This window comes from Pseudomonas sp. P4_C8, from assembly GCF_056401975.1.
This window is the reverse complement of record NZ_JBFUIH010000015.1, coordinates 93,151-113,991: the sequence shown is the minus strand read 5'-3', so window position 1 is coordinate 113,991 and position 20,841 is coordinate 93,151. Positions and strand designations below refer to the sequence as shown.

Annotated in this window: 18 protein-coding genes; 8 read left to right on the top strand and 10 right to left on the bottom strand. The window is 60.3% G+C overall.

Features of this window, described 5'->3' with window-relative positions; genetic code table 11:
- Positions 1-291: 291 nt before the first annotated feature.
- Positions 292-780 carry an Lrp/AsnC ligand binding domain-containing protein gene (locus AC1DWM_RS12075; protein WP_003177284.1) on the bottom strand — a complete coding sequence of 163 codons (489 nt, stop codon included), beginning with the start codon at positions 778-780 and terminating at the stop codon, positions 292-294.
- 157 nt (positions 781-937) lie between these two features.
- Between AC1DWM_RS12075 and dadA the strand changes: the two genes are divergently transcribed.
- The 6 genes from dadA to AC1DWM_RS12045 all read left to right on the top strand — a co-directional run bounded on the left by dadA (position 938) and on the right by AC1DWM_RS12045 (position 7,070).
- Positions 938-2,242: a D-amino acid dehydrogenase gene (gene dadA, locus AC1DWM_RS12070; RefSeq protein WP_223521191.1), complete on the top strand. Its 1,305-nt coding sequence runs from the start codon at positions 938-940 to the stop codon at positions 2,240-2,242.
- On the top strand, positions 2,214-2,567 hold the full coding sequence (locus AC1DWM_RS12065; RefSeq protein WP_223521189.1) for a RidA family protein: 354 nt from the start codon (positions 2,214-2,216) through the stop codon (positions 2,565-2,567). Before dadA ends, AC1DWM_RS12065 begins: the two co-directional genes overlap by 29 nt.
- Before the next feature lie 97 nt (positions 2,568-2,664).
- Positions 2,665-3,738: an alanine racemase gene (alr, locus tag AC1DWM_RS12060; protein WP_477795259.1), complete on the top strand. Its 1,074-nt coding sequence runs from the start codon at positions 2,665-2,667 to the stop codon at positions 3,736-3,738.
- Between the two features lie 128 nt (positions 3,739-3,866).
- Entirely contained in the window at positions 3,867-4,415 is a 549-nt protein-coding gene (locus AC1DWM_RS12055; protein ID WP_007947433.1) for a cupin domain-containing protein, read from the top strand.
- A gap of 181 nt (positions 4,416-4,596) precedes the next feature.
- The gene (locus AC1DWM_RS12050; RefSeq protein ID WP_477795262.1) at positions 4,597-5,013 is read left to right on the top strand and encodes a c-type cytochrome; all 417 of its coding nucleotides are present in this window, start codon (positions 4,597-4,599) and stop codon (positions 5,011-5,013) included.
- Positions 5,014-5,147: 134 nt separating this feature from the next.
- Entirely contained in the window at positions 5,148-7,070 is a 1,923-nt protein-coding gene (locus AC1DWM_RS12045; RefSeq protein ID WP_477795258.1) for an acetyl-CoA hydrolase/transferase C-terminal domain-containing protein, read from the top strand.
- A 128-nt stretch (positions 7,071-7,198) separates the two neighbouring features.
- On the opposite strand, the gene AC1DWM_RS12040 is transcribed toward AC1DWM_RS12045, so the two are convergent.
- A complete protein-coding gene (locus tag AC1DWM_RS12040) occupies positions 7,199-7,771 on the bottom strand; it encodes a xanthine phosphoribosyltransferase (RefSeq protein ID WP_223521183.1) in 573 nt (190 codons plus the stop codon).
- An 84-nt stretch (positions 7,772-7,855) separates the two neighbouring features.
- Positions 7,856-9,865, bottom strand: coding sequence for a DNA helicase Rep (gene rep / locus AC1DWM_RS12035; RefSeq protein ID WP_223521182.1), 2,010 nt, complete (start codon positions 9,863-9,865; stop codon positions 7,856-7,858).
- Positions 9,866-10,128: 263 nt separating this feature from the next.
- On the opposite strand from rep, the gene AC1DWM_RS12030 reads away from it, so the two are divergent.
- Positions 10,129-11,802 carry a putative bifunctional diguanylate cyclase/phosphodiesterase gene (locus tag AC1DWM_RS12030; protein ID WP_223521180.1) on the top strand — a complete coding sequence of 558 codons (1,674 nt, stop codon included), beginning with the start codon at positions 10,129-10,131 and terminating at the stop codon, positions 11,800-11,802.
- Positions 11,803-11,911: 109 nt separating this feature from the next.
- On the opposite strand, the gene AC1DWM_RS12025 is transcribed toward AC1DWM_RS12030, so the two are convergent.
- Positions 11,912-13,306 (bottom strand): NorM family multidrug efflux MATE transporter, encoded by a 1,395-nt coding sequence (locus AC1DWM_RS12025; protein ID WP_223521178.1) that lies wholly within the window; start codon positions 13,304-13,306, stop codon positions 11,912-11,914.
- Positions 13,307-13,464: 158 nt separating this feature from the next.
- On the opposite strand from AC1DWM_RS12025, the gene AC1DWM_RS12020 reads away from it, so the two are divergent.
- Positions 13,465-14,385, top strand: a complete 921-nt coding sequence (locus tag AC1DWM_RS12020) for a LysR substrate-binding domain-containing protein (protein WP_223521176.1) — start codon at positions 13,465-13,467, stop codon at positions 14,383-14,385.
- Between the two features lie 178 nt (positions 14,386-14,563).
- Here the strand turns inward: AC1DWM_RS12020 and AC1DWM_RS12015 are convergent, their stop codons facing one another.
- The 6 genes from AC1DWM_RS12015 to AC1DWM_RS11990 are packed head-to-tail and all read right to left on the bottom strand — an operon-like array spanning position 14,564 to position 20,834.
- Positions 14,564-16,057, bottom strand: coding sequence for a vWA domain-containing protein (locus AC1DWM_RS12015; RefSeq protein WP_452628639.1), 1,494 nt, complete (start codon positions 16,055-16,057; stop codon positions 14,564-14,566).
- 57 nt (positions 16,058-16,114) lie between these two features.
- The gene (locus tag AC1DWM_RS12010) at positions 16,115-16,621 is read right to left on the bottom strand and encodes a hypothetical protein (protein ID WP_477795257.1); all 507 of its coding nucleotides are present in this window, start codon (positions 16,619-16,621) and stop codon (positions 16,115-16,117) included.
- Between the two features lie 4 nt (positions 16,622-16,625).
- Complete coding sequence (locus AC1DWM_RS12005) at positions 16,626-17,357, bottom strand: hypothetical protein (protein ID WP_223517715.1); 732 nt, start codon at positions 17,355-17,357, stop codon at positions 16,626-16,628.
- Positions 17,358-17,391: 34 nt separating this feature from the next.
- Complete coding sequence (locus tag AC1DWM_RS12000; RefSeq protein WP_223517716.1) at positions 17,392-18,936, bottom strand: SUMF1/EgtB/PvdO family nonheme iron enzyme; 1,545 nt, start codon at positions 18,934-18,936, stop codon at positions 17,392-17,394.
- Positions 18,926-20,149 (bottom strand): ABC transporter permease, encoded by a 1,224-nt coding sequence (locus AC1DWM_RS11995; RefSeq protein WP_223517717.1) that lies wholly within the window; start codon positions 20,147-20,149, stop codon positions 18,926-18,928. The genes AC1DWM_RS12000 and AC1DWM_RS11995 overlap by 11 nt, the downstream gene beginning before the upstream one ends.
- Complete coding sequence (locus AC1DWM_RS11990; protein WP_223517719.1) at positions 20,133-20,834, bottom strand: ABC transporter ATP-binding protein; 702 nt, start codon at positions 20,832-20,834, stop codon at positions 20,133-20,135. Before AC1DWM_RS11990 ends, AC1DWM_RS11995 begins: the two co-directional genes overlap by 17 nt.
- Positions 20,835-20,841 lie beyond the last annotated feature (7 nt).

Below are 20,841 nucleotides of genomic sequence, written 5' to 3'. Positions count from 1 at the left end.
TCTGCCACCGGGGCGCAAGTGCGCTCCAGCCCCTGCTAGAAAACATTGACCCCAGGTCAGACCGTCGCGGATTGATGCCTGCGCTCCTACCGGCCTTCGAGGCCTGAATGTAATCGGCATACCGTGAGCTCAACCAATGTTGGCCAGAAGCCAAAGATGGCTTCCTCGAATAGGCCTTATACATAGATGCAACCGGGTAGCAGTGTTTGAAAAGCAGGTAGACAGTGGGGGCGAGTCCATACATAGGAGTGAGCCTGCTCGCGATAGGGCCGGATCAGGCACCACAAATCCTCAATCCGGAATCGGCAAACTCAAGCTCTCCTTGACCTCTTCCATCACGATGTAGCTCTTGGATTCGCGCACATGCGGCAACTTGAGCAGGATATCCCCCAGCAGCTTGCGGTACGAGGCCATCTCGGAAATCCGCGCCTTCACCAGATAGTCGAAATCCCCTGACACCAAGTGGCATTCCAGTACATGGGGTAATTTCAGCACCGCGCGTCGGAACTCTTCGAAAGTATCGCCGGATTTGTAGTCAAGACTGATCTCTACGAACACCAGGAGACTACCCTTCAGGTGCTGCGGATTGAGCCGCGCGTTGTAGCCCATGATGATCCCTTCCCGCTCCAGGCGCCTCACCCGCTCAGTGCACGGCGTGGTGGAGAGCCCGACCTTTTCCCCCAGCTCCGTGAAGGAGATGCGTCCGTCCGCTTGCAGGATCCGCAGGATGTTGCGATCGATCTTGTCCAGCTCTCGTTTGGTCTGAGTGTTGGTACGCATAGGGGATGCGCCTCCGTGAAAAGGGTTTTTGCCGAGAATTGTCGCCAAATATAGCTGTTTATATAGTGAAAAACACTGGCGAATCTTTTTTACACTGCGCACATCACTGCTTGAATACAACACACGTCAGCGGTCAGCCGCGATGAGGGATATGAAAATGCGCGTTATGGTCTTGGGTAGCGGCGTCATCGGTACCGCCAGTGCTTACTATCTGGCTCGGGCCGGGTTTGAAGTGGTGGTCGTGGACCGTCAGCCGGCCGCTGCCATGGAGACCAGTTTCGCCAACGCCGGCCAGGTTTCGCCGGGTTATGCCTCGCCGTGGGCTGCGCCGGGCGTGCCGCTCAAGGCCATCAAGTGGCTGTTGCAGCGCCACGCACCGTTGGCGATCAAGGCCACCGCCGACATCGACCAATACCTGTGGATGGCGCAGATGCTGCGCAACTGCACCGCCAGCCGTTACGCGGTGAACAAGGAGCGCATGGTCCGTCTGTCCGAGTACAGCCGTGACTGCCTCGACGAATTGCGCGCCGAAACCGGTATCGCCTACGAAGGCCGTAGCCTCGGCACGACCCAGCTGTTCCGCACCCAGGCTCAACTGGACGGCGCCGCGAAAGACATCGCAGTGCTGAAAGAGTCCGGCGTACCGTTTGAACTGCTCGACCGCGCCGGCATTGCCCGCGTTGAACCGGCGCTGGCCGCCGTCACCGACATCCTCGCCGGTGCCCTGCGCCTGCCAAACGACCAAACCGGCGACTGCCAGATTTTCACCACCCGCTTGGCCGAAATGGCCGTGAAACTGGGTGTGGAATTCCGTTTCGGCCAGGACATTCAGAAGCTCGACTACGCCGGTGATCGCATCAACGGCGTGTGGATCGACGGCAAGCTGGAAACCGCTGACCGCTACGTGCTGGCACTCGGCAGCTACTCCCCGCAATTGCTCAAGCCGCTGGGCATCAAAGCCCCGGTGTACCCGCTCAAGGGTTACTCGCTGACTGTGCCGATCACCAACCCGGCAATGGCCCCGACGTCGACCATTCTCGACGAGACTTACAAGGTCGCGATCACCCGTTTCGACAACCGCATCCGCGTCGGCGGCATGGCTGAAATCGCCGGTTTTGACCTGTCGCTGAACCCGCGTCGGCGCGAAACCCTGGAGATGATCGTCAACGACCTTTATCCTCAGGGCGGCGATCTGGCCCAGGCAAGTTTCTGGACCGGCCTGCGCCCGACTACCCCGGACGGCACGCCGATCGTGGGCGCGACACCGTTCAAGAATCTGTTCCTGAACACCGGTCACGGCACACTCGGCTGGACCATGGCCTGTGGCTCCGGTCGCTTACTGGCTGACCTGATGGCGAAGAAAGCGCCGCAGATCAGCGCCGAAGGCCTCGATATTTCCCGTTATGGCAGCAAGACCCAGGAGTCCGCAAAACATGTCAATCCAGCGCCAGCTCACCAATGAGCGCATGAGTCAGATCGTCAGCCACAACGGCACTGTGTATCTGGCAGGGCAGGTCGGCGATGACATGAGCGCCGGGATTGAACAGCAGACCCGTGAAACCCTTGCCAGCATCGAGCGTTTGCTCGATCAGGCGGGCACCGACAAGAACCACCTGTTGTCGGTGACGATTTACCTGAAAGACATTGATGCACACTTCGAAGGCATGAACGCCGTCTGGGACAAGTGGCTGCCAAAAGGCGTTGCCCCGGCCCGTGCGACCGTTGAGTCGAAGCTGTGCGAACCGGAAATTCTGGTCGAGCTGTCGGTTGTAGCCGCTCTGCCGTAATTGACTCAGCAAGATCCCTCTGCCGGTGCTGTTGGCGGTTCACGCCGCCAGCCAGCGCCGGTTTTTTATTCCCATGACCGCCTAGAAGTCTGCCGCCATGCGTCCAGCCCGTGCCCTGATCGATCTTCAAGCCCTGCGTCACAACTATCGGATCGCCCGTGAAATCACCGGGGCCAAGGCCCTCGCGGTGATCAAGGCCGATGCCTACGGCCATGGCGCGGTGCGTTGCGCACAAGCGCTGGAAGCCGATGCCGACGGCTTTGCCGTGGCCTGTATCGAAGAGGCGTTGGAGCTGCGCGCGGCGGGCATTCGGGCGCCGGTATTGCTGCTGGAAGGGTTCTTCGAAGCCGATGAGTTGGCGCTGATCGTCGAGCACGATTTCTGGTGTGTGGTGCACTCGCTGTGGCAGCTTGAAGCCATTGAAAAGGCCACGCTGAGCAAGCCGATCACCGTCTGGCTCAAGCTCGATTCAGGCATGCACCGCGTCGGTCTGCATCCAAAGGATTATCAGGAGGCCTATCAGCGGCTTCTGGCCAGCGGCAAGGTCGCGAAAGTTGTGCTGATGAGCCACTTCGCCCGGGCCGATGAGCTGCACGAACAGTCCAGTGCTGAGCAGGTCGCGGTTTTTGAAGCCGCGCGTAAAGGTTTGTCGGCGGAAGTCAGCCTGCGCAACTCGCCAGCCGTGTTGGGTTGGCCGCAGATCCCGAGTGATTGGGTTCGCCCTGGCATCATGCTGTATGGCGCGACACCGTTCGAAGAAGCCAACACCGTGGCCGCTCGCCTGCAACCGGTGATGACCCTGGAATCGAAAGTGATTTGCGTGCGTGAACTGCCGGCCGGCGAGCCGATTGGTTACGGCGCCAGGTTCATCACACCCAAGCCGATGCGCGTTGGCGTAGTCGCCATGGGCTATGCCGACGGTTACCCGCGCCACGCGCCGACCGGCACGCCGGTCATGGTCGCTGGGCAACGCAGCCAGTTGATCGGCCGGGTATCGATGGACATGCTCTGCATCGACCTGACCGATGTGCCGCAAGCCGACCTCGGTTCGACCGTCGAGTTATGGGGTAAAAACATCCTCGCCAGTGACGTGGCGGCGGCAGCGGACACGATTCCTTATCAGATTTTCTGCAACCTGCGCCGGGTGCCACTGCTCTATTCCGAGGGCTGACAGCCAACGGTCCACACCGAAAGTCGCCTCACCCCACAGGATTCAGGTCCAAGTGTTGTAAATACTGAACGCTGTCGCCATGATAACGCTCAATATTCCAACAACCTGAATCCCTGGAGGCGCAAGCATTGGACGTCGGTGAACGACTGCAATCCATCCGTAAGCTCAAAGGCCTTTCGCAGCGTGAGCTCGCCAAGCGCGCGGGTGTCACCAACAGCACGATTTCGATGATCGAGAAGAACAGCGTCAGCCCCTCGATCAGTTCGCTGCGCAAAGTACTGGGCGGGATTCCCATGTCCATGGTCGAGTTCTTTTCTGAAGAAATCCTGCAGGAAAAGCCGACGCAGATCGTCTACAAAGCCAACGAGCTGATCGATATTTCCGATGGCGCCGTGACCATGAAACTGGTCGGGCGGGCGCATCCGAGCCGGGCTATCGCTTTTCTGAATGAAATCTACCCGCCAGGCGCCGACACCGGTGACGAGATGCTCACCCATGAGGGCGAGGAAACCGGCATTTTGGTGGAAGGTCGGCTGGAACTGGTGGTCGGGCTGGAAACTTTTGTGCTCGAAGCCGGCGATAGCTACTACTTTGAAAGTACCAAGCCGCACCGTTTCCGAAATCCGTTCGATGCGCCGGCGCGACTAATCAGCGCAGCGACACCGGCGAATTTCTAAGTAAAGAAGGCGCTCTGCCAGTCAGGCCGAGGCCCCCGGTAGTTTTCCACTGTTACATAAGACCCCTTCGAGTTTGGGGTTGTTTCAGTGTGGCGGGCTTACCGCTATACTTGCGCCCGCCTGCGAACCGTGGCCGTAGGCGTGACTAGCCACCATTGAGGGTGAACGCGTGAACCTAATTATGAAAATGCTGGCTGTACCAGCAACCGTATTGGCCCTATGGGCTGTCAGCGCTCAAGCTGCGACGAACGACGATATTGCCAAACGCCTTGAGCCAGTCGGCCAGGTTTGCGTTCAGGGCAAAGAGTGCAAGGGCATGGAAGTTGCTGCCTCTGCTGGCGGTGGTGGCGGTGCCAAAACCCCGGACGAAGTGATTGCTAAACATTGCAACGCTTGCCACGGCAGCGGTCTGTTGGGCGCACCGAAAATCGGTGACGCCGCAGCGTGGGGCGAGCGTGCCAAGAAGGAAGGCGGTGTTGACGGCCTGCTCGCAAAGGCGATCTCCGGCCTCAATGCAATGCCGCCAAAAGGCACCTGCGCCGATTGTGCGGACGCCGATCTCAAAGGCGCCATCCAGAAGATGTCCGGCTTGAAATAAGCCACCATCTTCAGCGAGAAAGCCGCTTTCGAGCGGTTTTTTTGTGCCTGCGATTTACCCCCAAGACTGTTCATTGCAGCAAAGACCCGGCAAGCTCGGTCCAACCCGAATCACGGAATGTAAGGGAGGATCAGATGGTGCAGCTGTGTTCTATCGAGCAGGCGGTGGAGGACGTATTGGCACGGTTGCCGGCGCACATTCACATGGGCTTGCCCCTTGGTCTGGGCAAACCCAACCACTTCGTCAACGCGCTGTACCAGCGCATTGCGCAATCGCCTGAACGGCGGCTGACGATCTATACCGCGCTGTGCCTGGGTCGTCCTGCCTTGGGCGATGGTTTGCAGAAACGCTTTCTTGAGCCCTTTATCGAACGGGTGTTCGGTGACTATCCGGAACTGGATTTTCTGGAGGGCCTGCATAAAGACAATCTGCCGCCGAACATCCACATCCAGCAGTTCTTCATGCAGCCGGGCAGTCTGCTGCATAGTGCATCGGCCCAGCAGGATTACGTCAGCAGCAACTACAGCCACGCCGCGCGGGACATCAACGCCGCCGGTTTGAACCTGGTCGCACAGCTGGTGGCCAGCCATCCCGAGCACGCGGATCGACTGAGCCTGAGCTGCAACCCGGACATCACCCTCGACCTGTTCCCGATGATCGCCAAACGCCGAGCGGCGGGGGAGACAATCCTGCTGGTGGGCCAGGTACACAACGACTTGCCCTACATGCCCGGCGACGCCGAAATCGGCATCGATACCTTCGACCTTCTGATCGACGAAAAAGACAGCACCACGCTGTTTTCCACGCCGAACATGCCGGTGGGCTTCCAGGACCACTTCATCGGCCTGCACGCCAGTGCGCTGGTGCGCGATGGCGGCACCTTGCAAATCGGCATCGGAGCCATAGGCGATGCGCTGACCGCTGCGTTGCTGGCGCGGCAAGACGACAATGTCGGATACAAGGCGTTGCTGGCGGACGTGAATCTCAGCCAGTGGGCGCAGTTGATCGACCGCGAAGGCGGCCTCGAACCGTTCGCCAAAGGCCTGTACGGTTGCAGTGAAATGTTCGTCAACGGCTTGCTGGTACTGGTCGATGCCGGGATCGTGCGGCGCAAGGTCTATCCGGATGTGCCGACTCAGCAACAGGCGAACGCCGGCACCCTCGATGAAGCCGCGCAAACTGATGGCATCTCGGTCCACGGTGGTTTCTTCCTCGGGCCCCGCAGTTTCTACGAGCGCCTGCGTGAGCTGCCGCAAAGCAAGCGCCTCGAATTCAACATGACCCGCATCAGCTACATCAACGAGCTGTACGGTCAGGAAGAGCTCAAACGCTTGCAGCGCCGCGATGCGCGCTTCATCAACACCGTGTTCACCATGACCTTACTGGGTGCCGGCGTGGCCGATCAGCTTGAAGACGGGCGGGTACTCAGCGGTGTGGGCGGGCAGTACAACTTCGTCGCCCAAGGCCATGCGCTGGAAGGCGCGCGTTCGGTGCTGTTGCTGCGTAGCTGGCGAGAGTCGGGAGGGCAGGTCAGCTCGAACATTGTCTGGGAGTACGGCCACTGCACGATCCCAAGGCATCTGCGGGACATTGTGGTCACCGAATACGGCATCGCCGACTTGCGTGGCAAGACCGATGTGGCGGTGATCGAGGCGTTGCTCAATATCAGCGATTCGCGGTTTCAGTCGGGGTTGATCGAGCAGGCACATAGTGTGGGTAAGCTGCCGAAGGGTTTCCGCATCGATCCACGTTTCGCCGATAACAGTCCGGAACGTTTACAGGCGATTCAGGCGCGGCACCCGAACCAGTTTCCGGAATATCCGCTGGGCTGTGATTTCACCGAGGTGGAACGCGACGTGTTGCGGGCGCTGAACTGGCTGAAGAGCAAGTTCAAACTGACGGAGATTCTGGAGTTGGGGAAAGCAGCGCTGGATGCGCCAGAGGCTTCGATGTTTCCAGAGCATTTGGAGCGGATGCAGCTGACCAACCCGGACGGGTTGAAGGAAGATTTGTTGCAGCGGCTACTGCTCACCGGCCTAAAAGCCACCACGCAATAACAGCCACCACCAAACCTTGTAGGAGCCGAGCTTGCTCGCGATGGCGGCCGGACAGTCGACATTAATGTTGAATGTTATGGCCTCATCGCGAGCAAGCTCGGCTCCTACAGGTAAGGCGGTGTGTGGCTTTACTCGATGAAGGTCACGACGCCGTTAGCCAGCGATTGCACGCGAGCCAACGATTCCACGCGATAACCCTGCGCATCCAGTTCCGCACGCCCACCCTGGAACGACTTCTCGATCACGATCCCCAAACCTGCCACGGTCGCACCGGCCTGTTTGATGATCGAGATCAGCGCCTGCGACGCCTTACCGTTGGCCAGAAAGTCATCGATGATCAGCACGCGGTCGCTGCTGGTCAGGTGGCGCGGGGAGATCGCCACGGTGCTTTCGGTCTGCTTGGTGAACGAGTAAACGGTCGCCGACAGCAGGTTTTCAGTCAGGGTCAGGGACTGGTGCTTGCGGGCGAAGATCACCGGCACGCCGAGGTTCAGGCCGGTCATGATCGCCGGAGCGATGCCCGAAGCTTCGATGGTGACGATCTTGGTGATACCCGAGTCCTTGAACAGCGTGGCGAATTCGTCGCCGATCAGCTTCATCAGGGCCGGGTCGATCTGGTGGTTCAGAAAGGCGTCGACCTTCAGGACCTGATCGGAAAGCACGATGCCTTCTTCGCGGATTTTCTTGTGCAGTGCTTCCATGAAGCTTTCCTCTACTGGCGCCGAATGCGCCTAGCTTGTAAAAAGTGTTCGGTTAAAAATGCTTTGATTAAAAAGTGTGCAATTCTAGCGCTTTAACATCGCGCGTATATCCGCCAATGCGGTATTTCCGCGAACGGCTTTGACTTCGACGGGCGTGTCGTCGTTGCCTTCCCAGGCCAGATCGTCCGGCGGCAGCTCATCCAGGAAGCGGCTTGGCGCGCAATCGATGATTTCGCCGTACTGCTTACGCTTGGCAGCGAAAGTGAAGGCCAGGGTCTGGCGAGCGCGGGTAATTCCGACGTAGGCCAGGCGGCGTTCTTCCTCGATGGTGTCGGCTTCGATGCTGGAACGGTGCGGGAGGATTTCCTCTTCCATGCCCATGATGAACACGTAGGGGAATTCCAGACCCTTGGAGGCGTGCAAGGTCATCATCTGCACACCTTCGGCGCCGTCTTCCTCTTCCTGCTGACGTTCCAGCATGTCGCGCAGCACGAGTTTGCCGATGGCGTCTTCGACGGTCATCTCGCCTTCTTCGTCTTTCTCCAGGGTGTTTTTCAGCGCCTCGATCAGAAACCAGACGTTACCCATGCGGTAATCAGCTGCCTTGTCGCTGGAGCTGTTGGTGCGCAGCCAGTTCTCGTAGTCGATGTCCATGACCATGCTGCGCAGCGCCGAGATCGGGTCTTCGCCGGCGCATTGCTCGCGCACCTTGTCCATAAAGCGTTTGAAACGCGACAGGCGATCGGTGAAGCGCGTGTCCAGATGCTCGCCCAGACCGATTTCGTCGGTGGCGGCGTACATCGAGATTTTGCGTTCGGTGGCGTAGTTGCCGAGCTTTTCCAGGGTGGTCGAGCCGATTTCCCGGCGTGGAACGTTGATCACCCGCAGGAAAGCGTTGTCGTCGTCCGGGTTCACGATCAGGCGGAAGTAGGCCATCAGGTCTTTCACTTCCTGACGCCCGAAAAAGCTGTTGCCGCCGGACAGGCGATACGGAATCTGGTGATGTTGCAGCTTCAGCTCGATCAGCTTGGCCTGGTAGTTACCGCGATACAGGATCGCGAAATCGCTGTACGGCCGGTCCGTGCGCAAATGCAGGGTCAGCAGTTCCACGGCCACGCGCTCGGCTTCGGCGTCTTCGTTGCGGCAGCGGATCACGCGGATCTCGTCGCCGTGGCCCATCTCACTCCACAGCTGCTTTTCGAATTCGTGCGGGTTGTTCGAGATCAGCACGTTCGCGCAACGCAGGATGCGGCTGGTGGAGCGGTAGTTTTGCTCCAGCATGACGACTTTCAGCGATGGATAGTCGTCCTTGAGCAGCATCAGGTTTTCCGGGCGCGCTCCACGCCAGGCGTAGATCGACTGGTCATCGTCGCCGACCACGGTGAACTGGTTGCGTATGCCGATCAGCAATTTCACCAGCAAATACTGGCTGGCGTTGGTGTCCTGATATTCGTCCACCAGCAGGTAGCGGACTTTGTTCTGCCACTTTTCGAGGATGTCGGCGTGTTCCTGGAACAGCTTCACCGGCAGCAGGATCAGGTCATCGAAGTCCACCGCGTTGAACGCCTTGAGCGTGCGTTGGTAGTGGGTGTAGACGATGGCGGCGGTCTGTTCCTTGGGGTTGCGCGCATTTTCCAGGGCTTCGGCGGGCAGGATCAGGTCGTTTTTCCACGAGCCGATCATGTTCTTGATCTCGTCGACGCCGTCGTCGCCTGCGTATTCCTTCTGCATGATGTCGGTCATCAAGGCTTTGACGTCGGTCTCGTCAAAGATCGAGAAGCCCGGTTTGTAGCCCAGCCGCACGTGTTCCTTGCGGATGATGTTCAGGCCCAGGTTGTGGAAGGTGCATACCGTCAGGCCACGGCCTTCGCCGCCCTTGAGCAGGGTGCCGACCCGTTCCTTCATTTCGCGCGCGGCCTTGTTGGTAAAGGTCATGGCGACAATGTACTGGGCGCGGATGCCGCAACTCTGGATCAGGTGCGCGATTTTGCGCGTGATCACACTGGTCTTGCCGGAGCCTGCGCCGGCGAGCACCAAAAGAGGGCCGCCGACGTAGCTCACGGCTTCTTGCTGCCGGGGATTGAGTCGGGACATACAGAATTCAGGGAGTCGTTTGTGAAATGGGCCGGCATTTTAACAGGCTCAGCGAATTGTGCTGCTCTGTCCGACTTGTGACGTAACACGCTTTCTCTAATTGCCGGTTTTGATACTTTCAAGCAGGATGCGCGGTGAATGTGCGGCTAATGTTCAGATTCCAGACACAAAGCCGCGCTTGATAACTGATGTCATTTGGACATTGGTTACCGGCGCGGCATAATGCCTGTCGCCTACATCCTTGCAGAGTCTAGGGAGCTAGCTTGTCTACGCCTGTCGAACCCTTGCGTTTGCTGCTACTGGCCGAAGAGCCAGCGTGGGTAGCGTTGTTGCGTGAGTGTCTGGCTCCGATGGGGAGCTCGGCCGTGCTTATCAGTGCGCCGAGCTGGGAGTCGGTCAGCAATTTGTTCGATGACAACCGCAACGCGGTGTTGTTGACTGTTCCTGCACTTCAGCCGCTACCTGGCCGTTGCAGCTTGCCGACGGTGTTGTTGGTCGAACACGAGCCACCGGTGACGCCCGATGGTGTGAGTGACTGGCTGGTGCGTGATCTGCTCGATGCCGGCATGCTGCGCCGTTGCCTGCGGCATGTGCGTGAGCGAGGCCTGCTGGAAAACACCTTACAGCGCCTGGCGGAGCAAGATCCGTTGACCGGTATCGCCAACCGCCAGGGTTTTCAGACTTTGCTGGCAGCGCGTCTGGCGGAAAGCGATGGCCGCGGCCTGGCCCTCGGTCACCTTGATCTCGACAACTTCCGTCACGCCAACGATGCCCTCGGACATCAGGCCGGCGACCGCTTGATCCTGCAAGTGGTCGCGCGGTTGAAAAGCCAGCTTGAGGCCGGCGATCAACTGGCGCGCCTGGGCAGTGATGAATTCGCCTTGCTGATCGACACCCGCCGTGCGCCTCAGCGCGCCGAGTGGATGGCCGAGCGCATTACCGAAGCACTGGCCGAACCGTACTGGGTCGACGGCGAAAGCCTGTTGATCGGTTCCAGCCTGGGCATTGCCCACGCCCGGGCCCGGGCCGGTGCCGACCCGCTGATGTGGCACGCGCACATCGCTATGCAGCAAGCCAAGAGCACCCAAGGCTGCACCTTTCACATCTTCAACGAACGCATCAACCGCAACGCCCGCAGCATGGCCGACCTTGAAAGCGAGCTGCGCCGGGCCTTGCGCCGTGACGAACTGGAACTGCATTACCAGCCCCGCCTGAACCTTGCTGACGGCCAGATCGTTGGCCTCGAAGCGTTGGTGCGCTGGCGTCATGCCGAGCGCGGTTTGCTGCCACCGAGCGAATTCGTACCGCTGGCCGAGCAAAGCGGTTTGATCGTGCCGCTGGGTTACTGGGTGATTTCCCGGGCGCTGCGGGACATGCAAGCCTTGCGCGAACAGGGTTTGCCGGCGTTGCACATGGCGATCAACCTGTCATTCCGGCAGTTTCAGGACAGCCAGTTGCTCTCCACCTTGAGCCGGCTGATTGCCGAACGCGGCGTCGAAGCGCAGTGGCTGGAGTTCGAACTGACCGAAACCGCCGTGATGCGCCGCAGCGATCTGGTCAAGCAAACCATGGACGCCCTCGGACGCCTGGGCGTGCGCTTCTCGCTGGATGACTTCGGCACTGGGTTCTCTTCCTTCGTGCACCTCAACAGCCTGCCGATCGCCTTGCTCAAGGTCGACAAGAGCTTTGTCGGCGGCATGGAAGAACGTGAAGAGAATCGCAAACTGGTCCACGCGATGATCAACCTGGCGCACAACCTCAATCTTGAGGTCGTCGCTGAAGGGGTGGAAACAGCGGAACAGCTGGAGTTGTTGCGCGGGTTTGGCTGCGATCAGGTGCAGGGTTACTTGATCAGCAAGCCGTTGCCGCTGGCGGAGCTGGTTGAGTATCTGACCTTCGACAGCAACCAGCAGCCATTGATGGATGTGGTGAATTAACCACAAACCCCTGTGGGAGCGAGCCTGCTCGCGATAGCGGTGTATCAGTCAACATAGTGATTAACTGACAGACCGCAATCGCGAGCAGGCTCGCCCCCACAGGGGGATTTCACTCGGGCTGAGCGATCTTGAAACCTTGAGATTGAGGCTCCTGTCGAATCATCCGTTTCATCTTCCATTCAAACGCCAGCGTCAAACTCACCGCCGCGCACGCCAGTCCCAGCGCCAACCCCCACCAGACGCCCGTCGGCCCCCAGTGCATATGAAAGGCCATCCACCATGCGGCCGGTGCGCCAATCAGCCAATAGCAACCCAAACCGACCAGGAATGTGGTCTTGGCATCCTTGAGTCCACGTATGCAGCCCATGGCGATGGTTTGCGTGCCGTCGAACAGCTCGAACCAGGCCGCCACCGCCAGCAGGCTCACCGCCAGTTCAATGACGGGGCGGAACGCCGGGTCGTTGTGGTCCAGGAACAGGCCGATCAACTGATTTGGCAGCAGCCAGAAGACCATCGCGAAACCCAGCATCGCCGCCGCGCCGAAGGCAATGCCGACCCGTCCGGCCAGTCGCGCATCGAGCAATTGCCCGGCGCCATAGTGCTGGCCGATACGCATCGTGATCGCGTAAGAAAGCCCCGCCGGAATCATGAACGCGACCGATACGATTTGCAGGGCGATCTGGTGCGCCGCCAACTGCGTGCTGCCCATGGTGCCCATGCACAGCGCAGCGAACGCAAACAGCCCGACTTCCACCGCGTACGTGCCGCCAATCGGCAGGCCAAGACGCCACAGCTCTTTCAAGTACTGGCGGTTTGGCCGCGACAGACCCTGGCGCAAGGGATACGTGTCATACGCCGGATGCCGACGAATGTGCAGCGCCAGCGCGACCGCCATCAGGTTGGCGACAATCGCCGTCACCAGCCCGATGCCCATCAAGCCCAATTTCGGCAGGCCGAACATCCCGGTGATCAACGCATAGTTGAGCAGGAAGTTGGCCACCGTGCCGCCGAGGCTGATTACCATGACCGGTGTTGCGCGGCCAATTGCGCTGGTGAAACCGCGCAGGGCCATGAAACTCAGGTAACCGGGCAGGGCGAACGGCAGGATCAGCAGAAACTGCCCGGCCGCGTGGACGTTGCTTTCCGTCTGGCCGAACAGCAGCAGCACGGGTTTGAGGTTCCACAGCAGCAGCCCGGCCACCAGCGCCATCAACCACGCCAGCCACAATCCGGCCTGGGTCAGTCGCGCCGCGCCAACGATGTCGCCCGCGCCCTGACGGATCGCCACCAAGGTGCCGACGGCGGCGATGACGCCAATGCAGAAAATCGACACGAACGAGTAAGTCGCCGCACCCAGGCCGCCACCGGCCAATGCTTCGGGGCTCAAGCGCGCCATCATCAAGGTGTCGGTGAGGACCATCAGCATGTGCGCCAACTGCGAGGCAATCAACGGCCCCGCCAGCCGCAGGATGGCCCAGAGTTCAATACGCGCTGGATGCTTCATGGTCATCACGCTCGATTATCAAAGAGAACAGGAAAGCGTCGATTCTCGGCGCTTCACGGGGTTTGCACAAAGGGATAAAAAGGATGGGTAGCATGAGTCAGACTCATGCTGGGGAGTTTCTGGTACGGTAGCCGGATTGCGCTATAGGAGCTTTCCTCATGTCTCGTCGTCTTCCTCCCTTATATGCCTTGCGCGCATTTGAAGCGGCGGCGCGGCATAGCTCGTTTACCCGCGCCGCCGAAGAATTGTCGATCACCCAGAGTGCCGTCAGCCGACACATTCGTACGCTTGAAGAGCATTTTGCCTGTCGGTTGTTTCACCGCAGCGGGCGCAACTTGCAACTCACCGAGTCGGCGCGGCTGATCCTGCCGGGCATTCGTGACGGTTTCACCGCCCTGGAGCGCGCCTGCAATACCTTGCGCGCCGAAGACGACATCCTGCGCATGAAAGCGCCGTCGACGTTGACCATGCGCTGGTTGCTGGCGCGGCTCAGCCGTTTTCGGCACCTGCAACCGGGCAATGAAGTGCAACTGACCAGCGCCTGGATGGACATCGACTCGGTGGACTTCAATCAGGAGCCGTTCGATTGCGCCGTGATCCTCAGCAGCGGGCATTTTCCGCCGGACTGGGAGGCCACGCTGCTGTTCCCCGAGGAGCTGATTCCCGTAGGCGCGCCGAATCTGCTGAACGATCAGCCGTGGGACGTCGCGCGCCTGGCCAGCACCGAACTGCTGCACCCAACGCCCGATCGTCGCGACTGGCGCAGTTGGCTGGAGCGCATGGGCCTGACCGATCAGGTCTCGCTCAAGGGCGGTCAGGTGTTCGACACGCTGGAGTTGGGCATGATCGCCGCCGCCCGAGGCTATGGCGTGTCCATGGGCGACTTGTTGATGGTGGCGGAGGATGTTGCGCAGGGACGCCTGAGTTTGCCGTGGCCGACGGCGGTCGCCAGCGGTGAGAATTATTACCTGGTCTGGCCGAAAACCCGCCCCGGAGGTGAACGTTTGCGCCGCCTCAGCGATTTCCTCTTGGGTGAGGTTCGGGCCATGGAGTTACCGGCGGTCGAGCACCTGCGCTGACTCTGTGGAAAGCCTGGCGGCGGACTTACGGCATGAGGTTGGCCGGTTTTGTTGAGGCGCCTCTGAGATAGCCATCGCGAGCAGGCTCGCTCCCACAGGGTTTGAGTCGATCACAAATCCAGTGTGGGAGCGAGCCTGCTCGCGAATGGGCTCACCTCAATTCAGGATCTATCCCAAGCTAGTCGCACTTGGCACTGCTGGACACTTCCTTGCTCGCCTGTTTCAACAGGCTGCCCAGTTCAGCCGCATTGGTGCTGTTGTAAACCCGGCCACCGGTGTTTTCAGCGATGCAGCGTGACGTGCCGCCAACACCGATTTTCACCACATTGACCCGCAGCCGCGGTTGTTCCCTGGCGATTCGACGGGATACCGCGCAAACGTCCTGCCCGCAACCGTCTTCACCGTCGACAAACATCACGATAACCGCATCGTTATTACGCCCGTCGACGGTACTCGCCGCGCGGGCCAGGCTGTCCGCCAGCGGTGTGCCGTCGTCGGGAACCAGACCTCGAATCCCGTTGATCAGCCGCGGGCGATCGCCGAGCTTGAACACACCCCGGTCCGGCGTTCTTTCGCAGCCGGCGAAGGTGATCAGGCGTGTGTCGATCTTCGGGTCCAGCCCGTTGATCATGCCGGCCAGCGAGTCCTTGGCGACGTCCATGCGGCTGGGTTTGGCGGTGAGCCGCATGTAGCGATTCGGGTCCAGGAGCTTGTTGAGGTCACCACCACCGTAAAACCAGTCCTCGTCGGCTTTCACTGACTTGATGTTCAGGTTCATCGAACCCGAGGTGTCGAGCACCACCACGAATTGCGGGACCTCTGCGGGCGGCGCATTTTTACGGCATGCGAAGTTGTCCAGCGTCGGGGCCGGTGGCGGGGCTGGAGGTGGAGGTGGGGCAGCCACTACCGGTTTTGGTGGTGGAACTGGTTTAGGTGGCGGGATCGGCTTGGGTTCCGGTGCCGGCTTTGGTGGCGGGACCGGCTTGGGCTCCGGTACCGGTTCTGGTGTGGGTTCCGGTGCCGGAACAGGTTCCGGTTCCACGACAGGCTCGGGGACAGGCTCGATTGGTTTCTCAACCGGTTTCTCAACCGGCGTCACCACCGGCGGCGCTGGCGCTACAGGCGGAACCACGACAACCGGTTCACGGTGCAGGAACCACCAGAGCCACAGCGCCAGAAGCAGCAACAGCAGCGCGAGCAAAGCCGCCGCGATCCACCAGCCACGACGCGACGGCGGTACCACCGGCACCATCGGAACTACCGGAGGCACGATCGGTTTGGGCGGACGCTGGTTCCAGCGCACCACCAATGGCTCACCGTTGAGGCTGTAGAGTTTGTCCAGCTCAGGCGTGCCGAGCAGGCTGCGCAGGTCATCCGCTACCGTCGGTTGACCGCGTTTTTGCAGTTCATCCGCCAGCTGTCCGAGGGACGTCTGACGCACTTCATAGGTTTCCAGCAAACGTCGTTGCGCGTCCTCGTTGAGGTCGGCATAGGGCGTGGGTTGGCCACCCAGTTCGGTCCACCATTCCAGCACGTCGCCGCTGCCCATCCGCGGGATAGCAAACAGACTGGCGACGGTCGGCGGAAAGTGTTTCTGGATGAGGGCGACTTTGGCTTGCAGCGCACTCATCCCCTCCGATGTGGCTTGCGCATCCCTGATGACCCGCTGCATGACGACGATTCCTGAAAAAGTGCAGGCATCCGTCGGGATGCCCTGCGGGGTGAAAAGTTACTCTTCGTAGCCGAGGCTGAATTGCAGCTGATTGACCTTCTTCTGCAACGTCTTCAGCTCTTGCTGCTTGGCCGCCAGCGTTGCGGGCGTTGATTTGGTCGTTGGCGCCGCTTGCGAAGCCTTGAGCTGCCGCTCGAGGTCGGCAATCTGCTTCTGCACCTGGGCTTCATTGCCACGCCGGGCCTTGAGCGAGTTCAGCAGTTGCGTCAGCGACTGATTCAGCGCCACCTGGGATTTCTGCTGGCTGGCCAGATCGGTTTTGGTGCTGAGTTGTTGGGCCTGAATGTTCTCGTACACCTGACGGAACATTGCGTTTTGCTGACGGGACTCGCTCAGGGCCTGTTCATTCTGCTTGACCTGATCGCTGTAACCACCGGAGTAGTCGCAGTTCATCTTGGTCAGCATGCTGCTGTCGCGATTGGTCGCATCGCATTCGCCAGGCTTGGCCGCGCAACCGCTCAGGGCCAGGGCGGCAGTGATGACCATCAGTTGTCTTAGCGTCATGTGCTTAGCCCAGGGTGATTGCGGAGCGTTGGCTGTACAGAGCGTCGACTTCCTTCTGCAGGCTGACGACTTTCTGGTTCATTTTCTGAATGTTCATGTCTACCTGCTTCATCTCGGCGCTGGTGCCTTGTGCGCGTTCGGCGTCTGCCACTTTGCTGTACTCGGTGACTTTGGTGCGCATGTTGGCAAGGTCTTTACGCAGGCGCGCGATGTCCGAATCGATCCCGGCGATTTGTGCCTGAGCCTTGCTCTTGTCGACTTTCTTGTTGGCGATGTCCTTTTTGATCTGGGCGATTTGCGCCTGGTCATCATTGATCACTTGTTGAGCGGTCGCGGTACGGGCGATCACGTTCTGCGTGTCTTGTTGGACGTCGCTGTTCATCTTCGCCAAACGGGTGGTGGTGTCGGCGTATTCGCTGCGACGTTGATCCAGGTAATAGTTGGCGCCCATGGCCACGCCACATGCGGTAATACCGGCGGCGATGACACACACGGTTTTGTTGTTGCTGTTGGACAGTGCGCAAGCGAGGATGCCGACACCGGCGCCGACGGCGCAGGCCTGGTATCCGGATTTGCTGAAGAACTCTGCGTCATTGCCCTGGGTCAGGCGCGGGTCGGCACCGTCGCCTTCGCCGAGCATAGAGCTGCCGGTGTTGGCGCAACCGGTCATTAGCAGGCTGCCGGCGACCACGAAAGCGATCTGTAGCTTGAAGCGAGTCCAAAGGCTGCGCGACATGGTGAAACTCCTAGGTAACGGTGTTGACGCGTTGTTATTGAGTGACGGTTTTGCAGCTGTTCAACCAGGCTTCAGTATCGATTTTCTGCTTTTGCAGGAACGCCTTCTGATTGGCCCAGTGGGTGCGCAAGTAAGGTTTGAGGTCTTGCAGCTGTTTGTTGCGGCTGATGATTTCTTCCATTACCGGGACTTGCGTTTCAAGCAGTGGCTGGCCGTACAAGGTAGCCGATTCCACCAGGCTGCTGGCGTAGTAACGGCTAAGTTTGTGCAGGCGATCCTTTTGCTCGTCGAGCTTGCCTTTACGCATGTCGCAACTGGCATCTTTGTCTGCGCTTTCGCAGTTGAGCTTGTAGTTCTTTTGCAGGAAGTCCACGTATTGACCGTCGTCGAGCATTTTGGTGCACAGGAATGCACCCAGGTTGAGGCTGGCGCGGATCGCCTGGTCGCGGGTTTCTTCCTGCTGCTGGTTGCTGGCGCGCAGCTGGTTTTCCAGGGCCTGGAGTTTTTCCTTGAGCGCTTTGTCTTCGACGCCCGAGGCGAGGTTGTTCAGGGATTGTACGGTGCCTTTGTCGGCGGATTCGGCTTCCTTGCTGCCGGTGCCGAGTTTCTTCCAGCTGCTTTCGATGCTGGCGACCCGCTCGCGAGAGGTGAGGGTCGGTGAGACCAGCACCAGTCGCAGGCCGGTGGTCTTGTTTTTCACCTGGCCTTCGGCGTTGTAATACGGCTCTTCCTTACGCAATGCCGTACGCAGGTCGGCCTGAGCGGTCAGGTAGTTGCCGCCACGGACGACGTAGCCGCCGGCCTGACCGTGCTGGCGGTCGAGTTTGTTCAGGCGAAACGGCTCGAACATCATTTCGTCGACGTTACCGAGCATGTCATGCAGGCCCAGCGGGTTGGGCTTTTGCAGTCCGGTCAATTGCACTTTGCCGTTGGACGATTGCGCCCCGGCGAACCACTCGTAGGCGTTGATGCCTTCTGGCATCGGGTAGTGCGTGTCGCGGAATTCAGCGGCACCGACTTCCAGCCCGCCGCGCGCGGCGAACTCCCACTCGACTTCGGTGGGCAGGCGCAGGAAGCCTTGGGCGCCGTCTTCCTTGGGCAGCTTGCCGGCGGCGTTTTTGCGCAGCCACAAGTTGTACTTGTCGGCGGCGTCGATGGCTTGCACCCAGCTCACCGCCGTTTGCGGCAAGCGCATCTTGGTGGCGGCGGTGGGGCAGGTTGCTTCGGTCAGCGCGGCGTATTGCAGTTGACTCATCTCGTACTTGGCCATCAGGTAGTAGCGGGATTTGTCGTTCTTGGCCCCGGTAAAGCTGCCTGCGATAAAGGTCGGACGGGTCTGTTCGACGTAGCCGTATTCCGCACCGTCCTGACCGATGTTGATCGGGTAGTCATCCAGCGGACCGGCCACCGGAATGAACACCTTGCGAAACACCATCGAGCCTTCACAGGGCATCGGCAGCACGACGTCGCTAGCCTCGGGCATCGGGTTGTAATACTTCTCTTCCCAGCCCGCCGCCGAGGCGTCGAGCAAGTAGCCGAGGCTCAGGGGTAACAGCAAGCCAAAACGTTTATAGCTCACGCAGACTCTCCGCAGGTTGGATGTTGATGGCCCGCAGGGCGCCGATCACGGCCACCAGTGCAGCGACCAAAAAGGTCAGGAGCAGGGCGGCCAGGCCATGCCAGACAGTGATGTGGCAAACGAAGGTGCCGGTGGCCTGGCTGCTGCCGAGCAGGTAGTCGAACAAATGACTGCCCACGGCATAAAACCCCAGCCCGCCCACGTAGCCGGCCAGGCTCAGCAATAGCGCTTGCAGGACCACGAAACCGCCGACGGCCCTGCGTTTGAAGCCCAGCAGACGCAGGACCGCCAGGCTTTTGCGTTTGCGGTCGATGTTGGCCAGGAACGCGCCGACCATCGACGCCACGCAGCCGATCAGCGCCGCCATGGCGATCACACCGAAGATCAGCCCCAGCACATGGTTGATGGCTTTGACGTTGTCGATGTCGGCCAGTCGGCTCGAGGTTTCGATGTGTTGTTCGTTGAGCCAGTGTTCCAGCGGCGCGACCTGATCGATGTCGCGCGCATACACGCGGGCGCGGGCATACAGCGGTTGCAGATCACCCTGAGGCTTGCCGGTGGTCACACCGAACCCACTGACCTGATAACCGTCACGAAAGCGCTCCAGATCCAGCAGCAGCGGCGGGGCGACAAACCCGGCAGCGCGACCGAAACGGGCTCCGTCGAGCACGGCCAGTACCGTCAGCGTCATCTCGCCGCGTTCATTGACACCTTCCAGGCGGCGCAAGGCCCGCATCTGCACGCTGTCGCCGGCCTTGGCCTGCAAGCGTTGCGCTGCACTGGCGCTGAGGATCACTTGATTGCCGACGGGGTTGAGTGACGCCAGGTTCAGTTGTGGGTCGCCGGGTTCGGTGGCGATGATTTCCGCACCTTCGACAAACCGTTGCATGCCGATCAGCAGGTCAGCCTGGGTATTGAGCGAGCGGGTCTGGCCGAGGGCAAAACCGGTCTCGGGGCGCAGGCGTAAACGCTCGATCCAGGCCGTGTCGTAGTTGCCGTTGCTGAGCATCTTCACTTCAAGGTTGCGCGGGTCGCGCAGCAGTTCGTCCTGCAGCTGGCTGACCACCCCGTGTTTGAGCCCGAACAGCAGCAACAACGGCGCGATCACCGCCACCAGGGAGGCGGCGATGCACAGCGAGACCTTGCGGTCGTGCCAGAGGTCTTGCAGCGCCAGTGAACCCAGCAGGTGCAAGCGATCAGTCCATCGGTTCAAACAGAGTCTCTCCCTGATGGCTGATAGCGCCGAGACGCGGCAAGCCGAAATCCTTCAGCAAGGCCCAGTCATGGGACACAACGAGTGCACTCAAACCCATGCTCGACACCAGGCTCAGCAGCAACTCGAACAAACGCCGGGCACTGTGAGGGTCGAGCGCGGCGGTCGGCTCGTCGGCCAACAGCAGCAGCGGTTCATGGGCAATTGCCCGAACGCAGGCCACGCGCTGGCGTTCGCCGATCGACAAGGCCTGAGGTTGTTTATCCAGCAGCCCTTGCAGGCGCAACACGTCAACGGCGTGGTCGATGTGCTCGCTCTTTGCCGGCATCCCGAGCAAACGGCGCGGCAGGCTGATGTTGTCACGCACGCTCAGGAACGGCAGCAAGCCGCCGCTCTGCAAAATGAATCCCAGATGCCGTGAACGCACCGCTGCAAGAGCAGGCTGGTCGTCAGTGGCCAGCAGTTGGGCGATATCCTGAGCGTGCGTCGGGCCCAGCCGGAAGCGCTCGAGTTCCACCGGCGCGAGCAACAGGCCGATGGCTTCGAGCAACGTGCTTTTGCCGCTGCCGCTCTCGCCGGTGATGGCGAGGATTTCCCCGGCGCCGACCTGCAAGTGCGGCAATCGCACGTGATGAGCCTGTGCGCCTTCACCACGGCGCACCAGCAGGTTCTTGATATCAAGCATCGGCGTC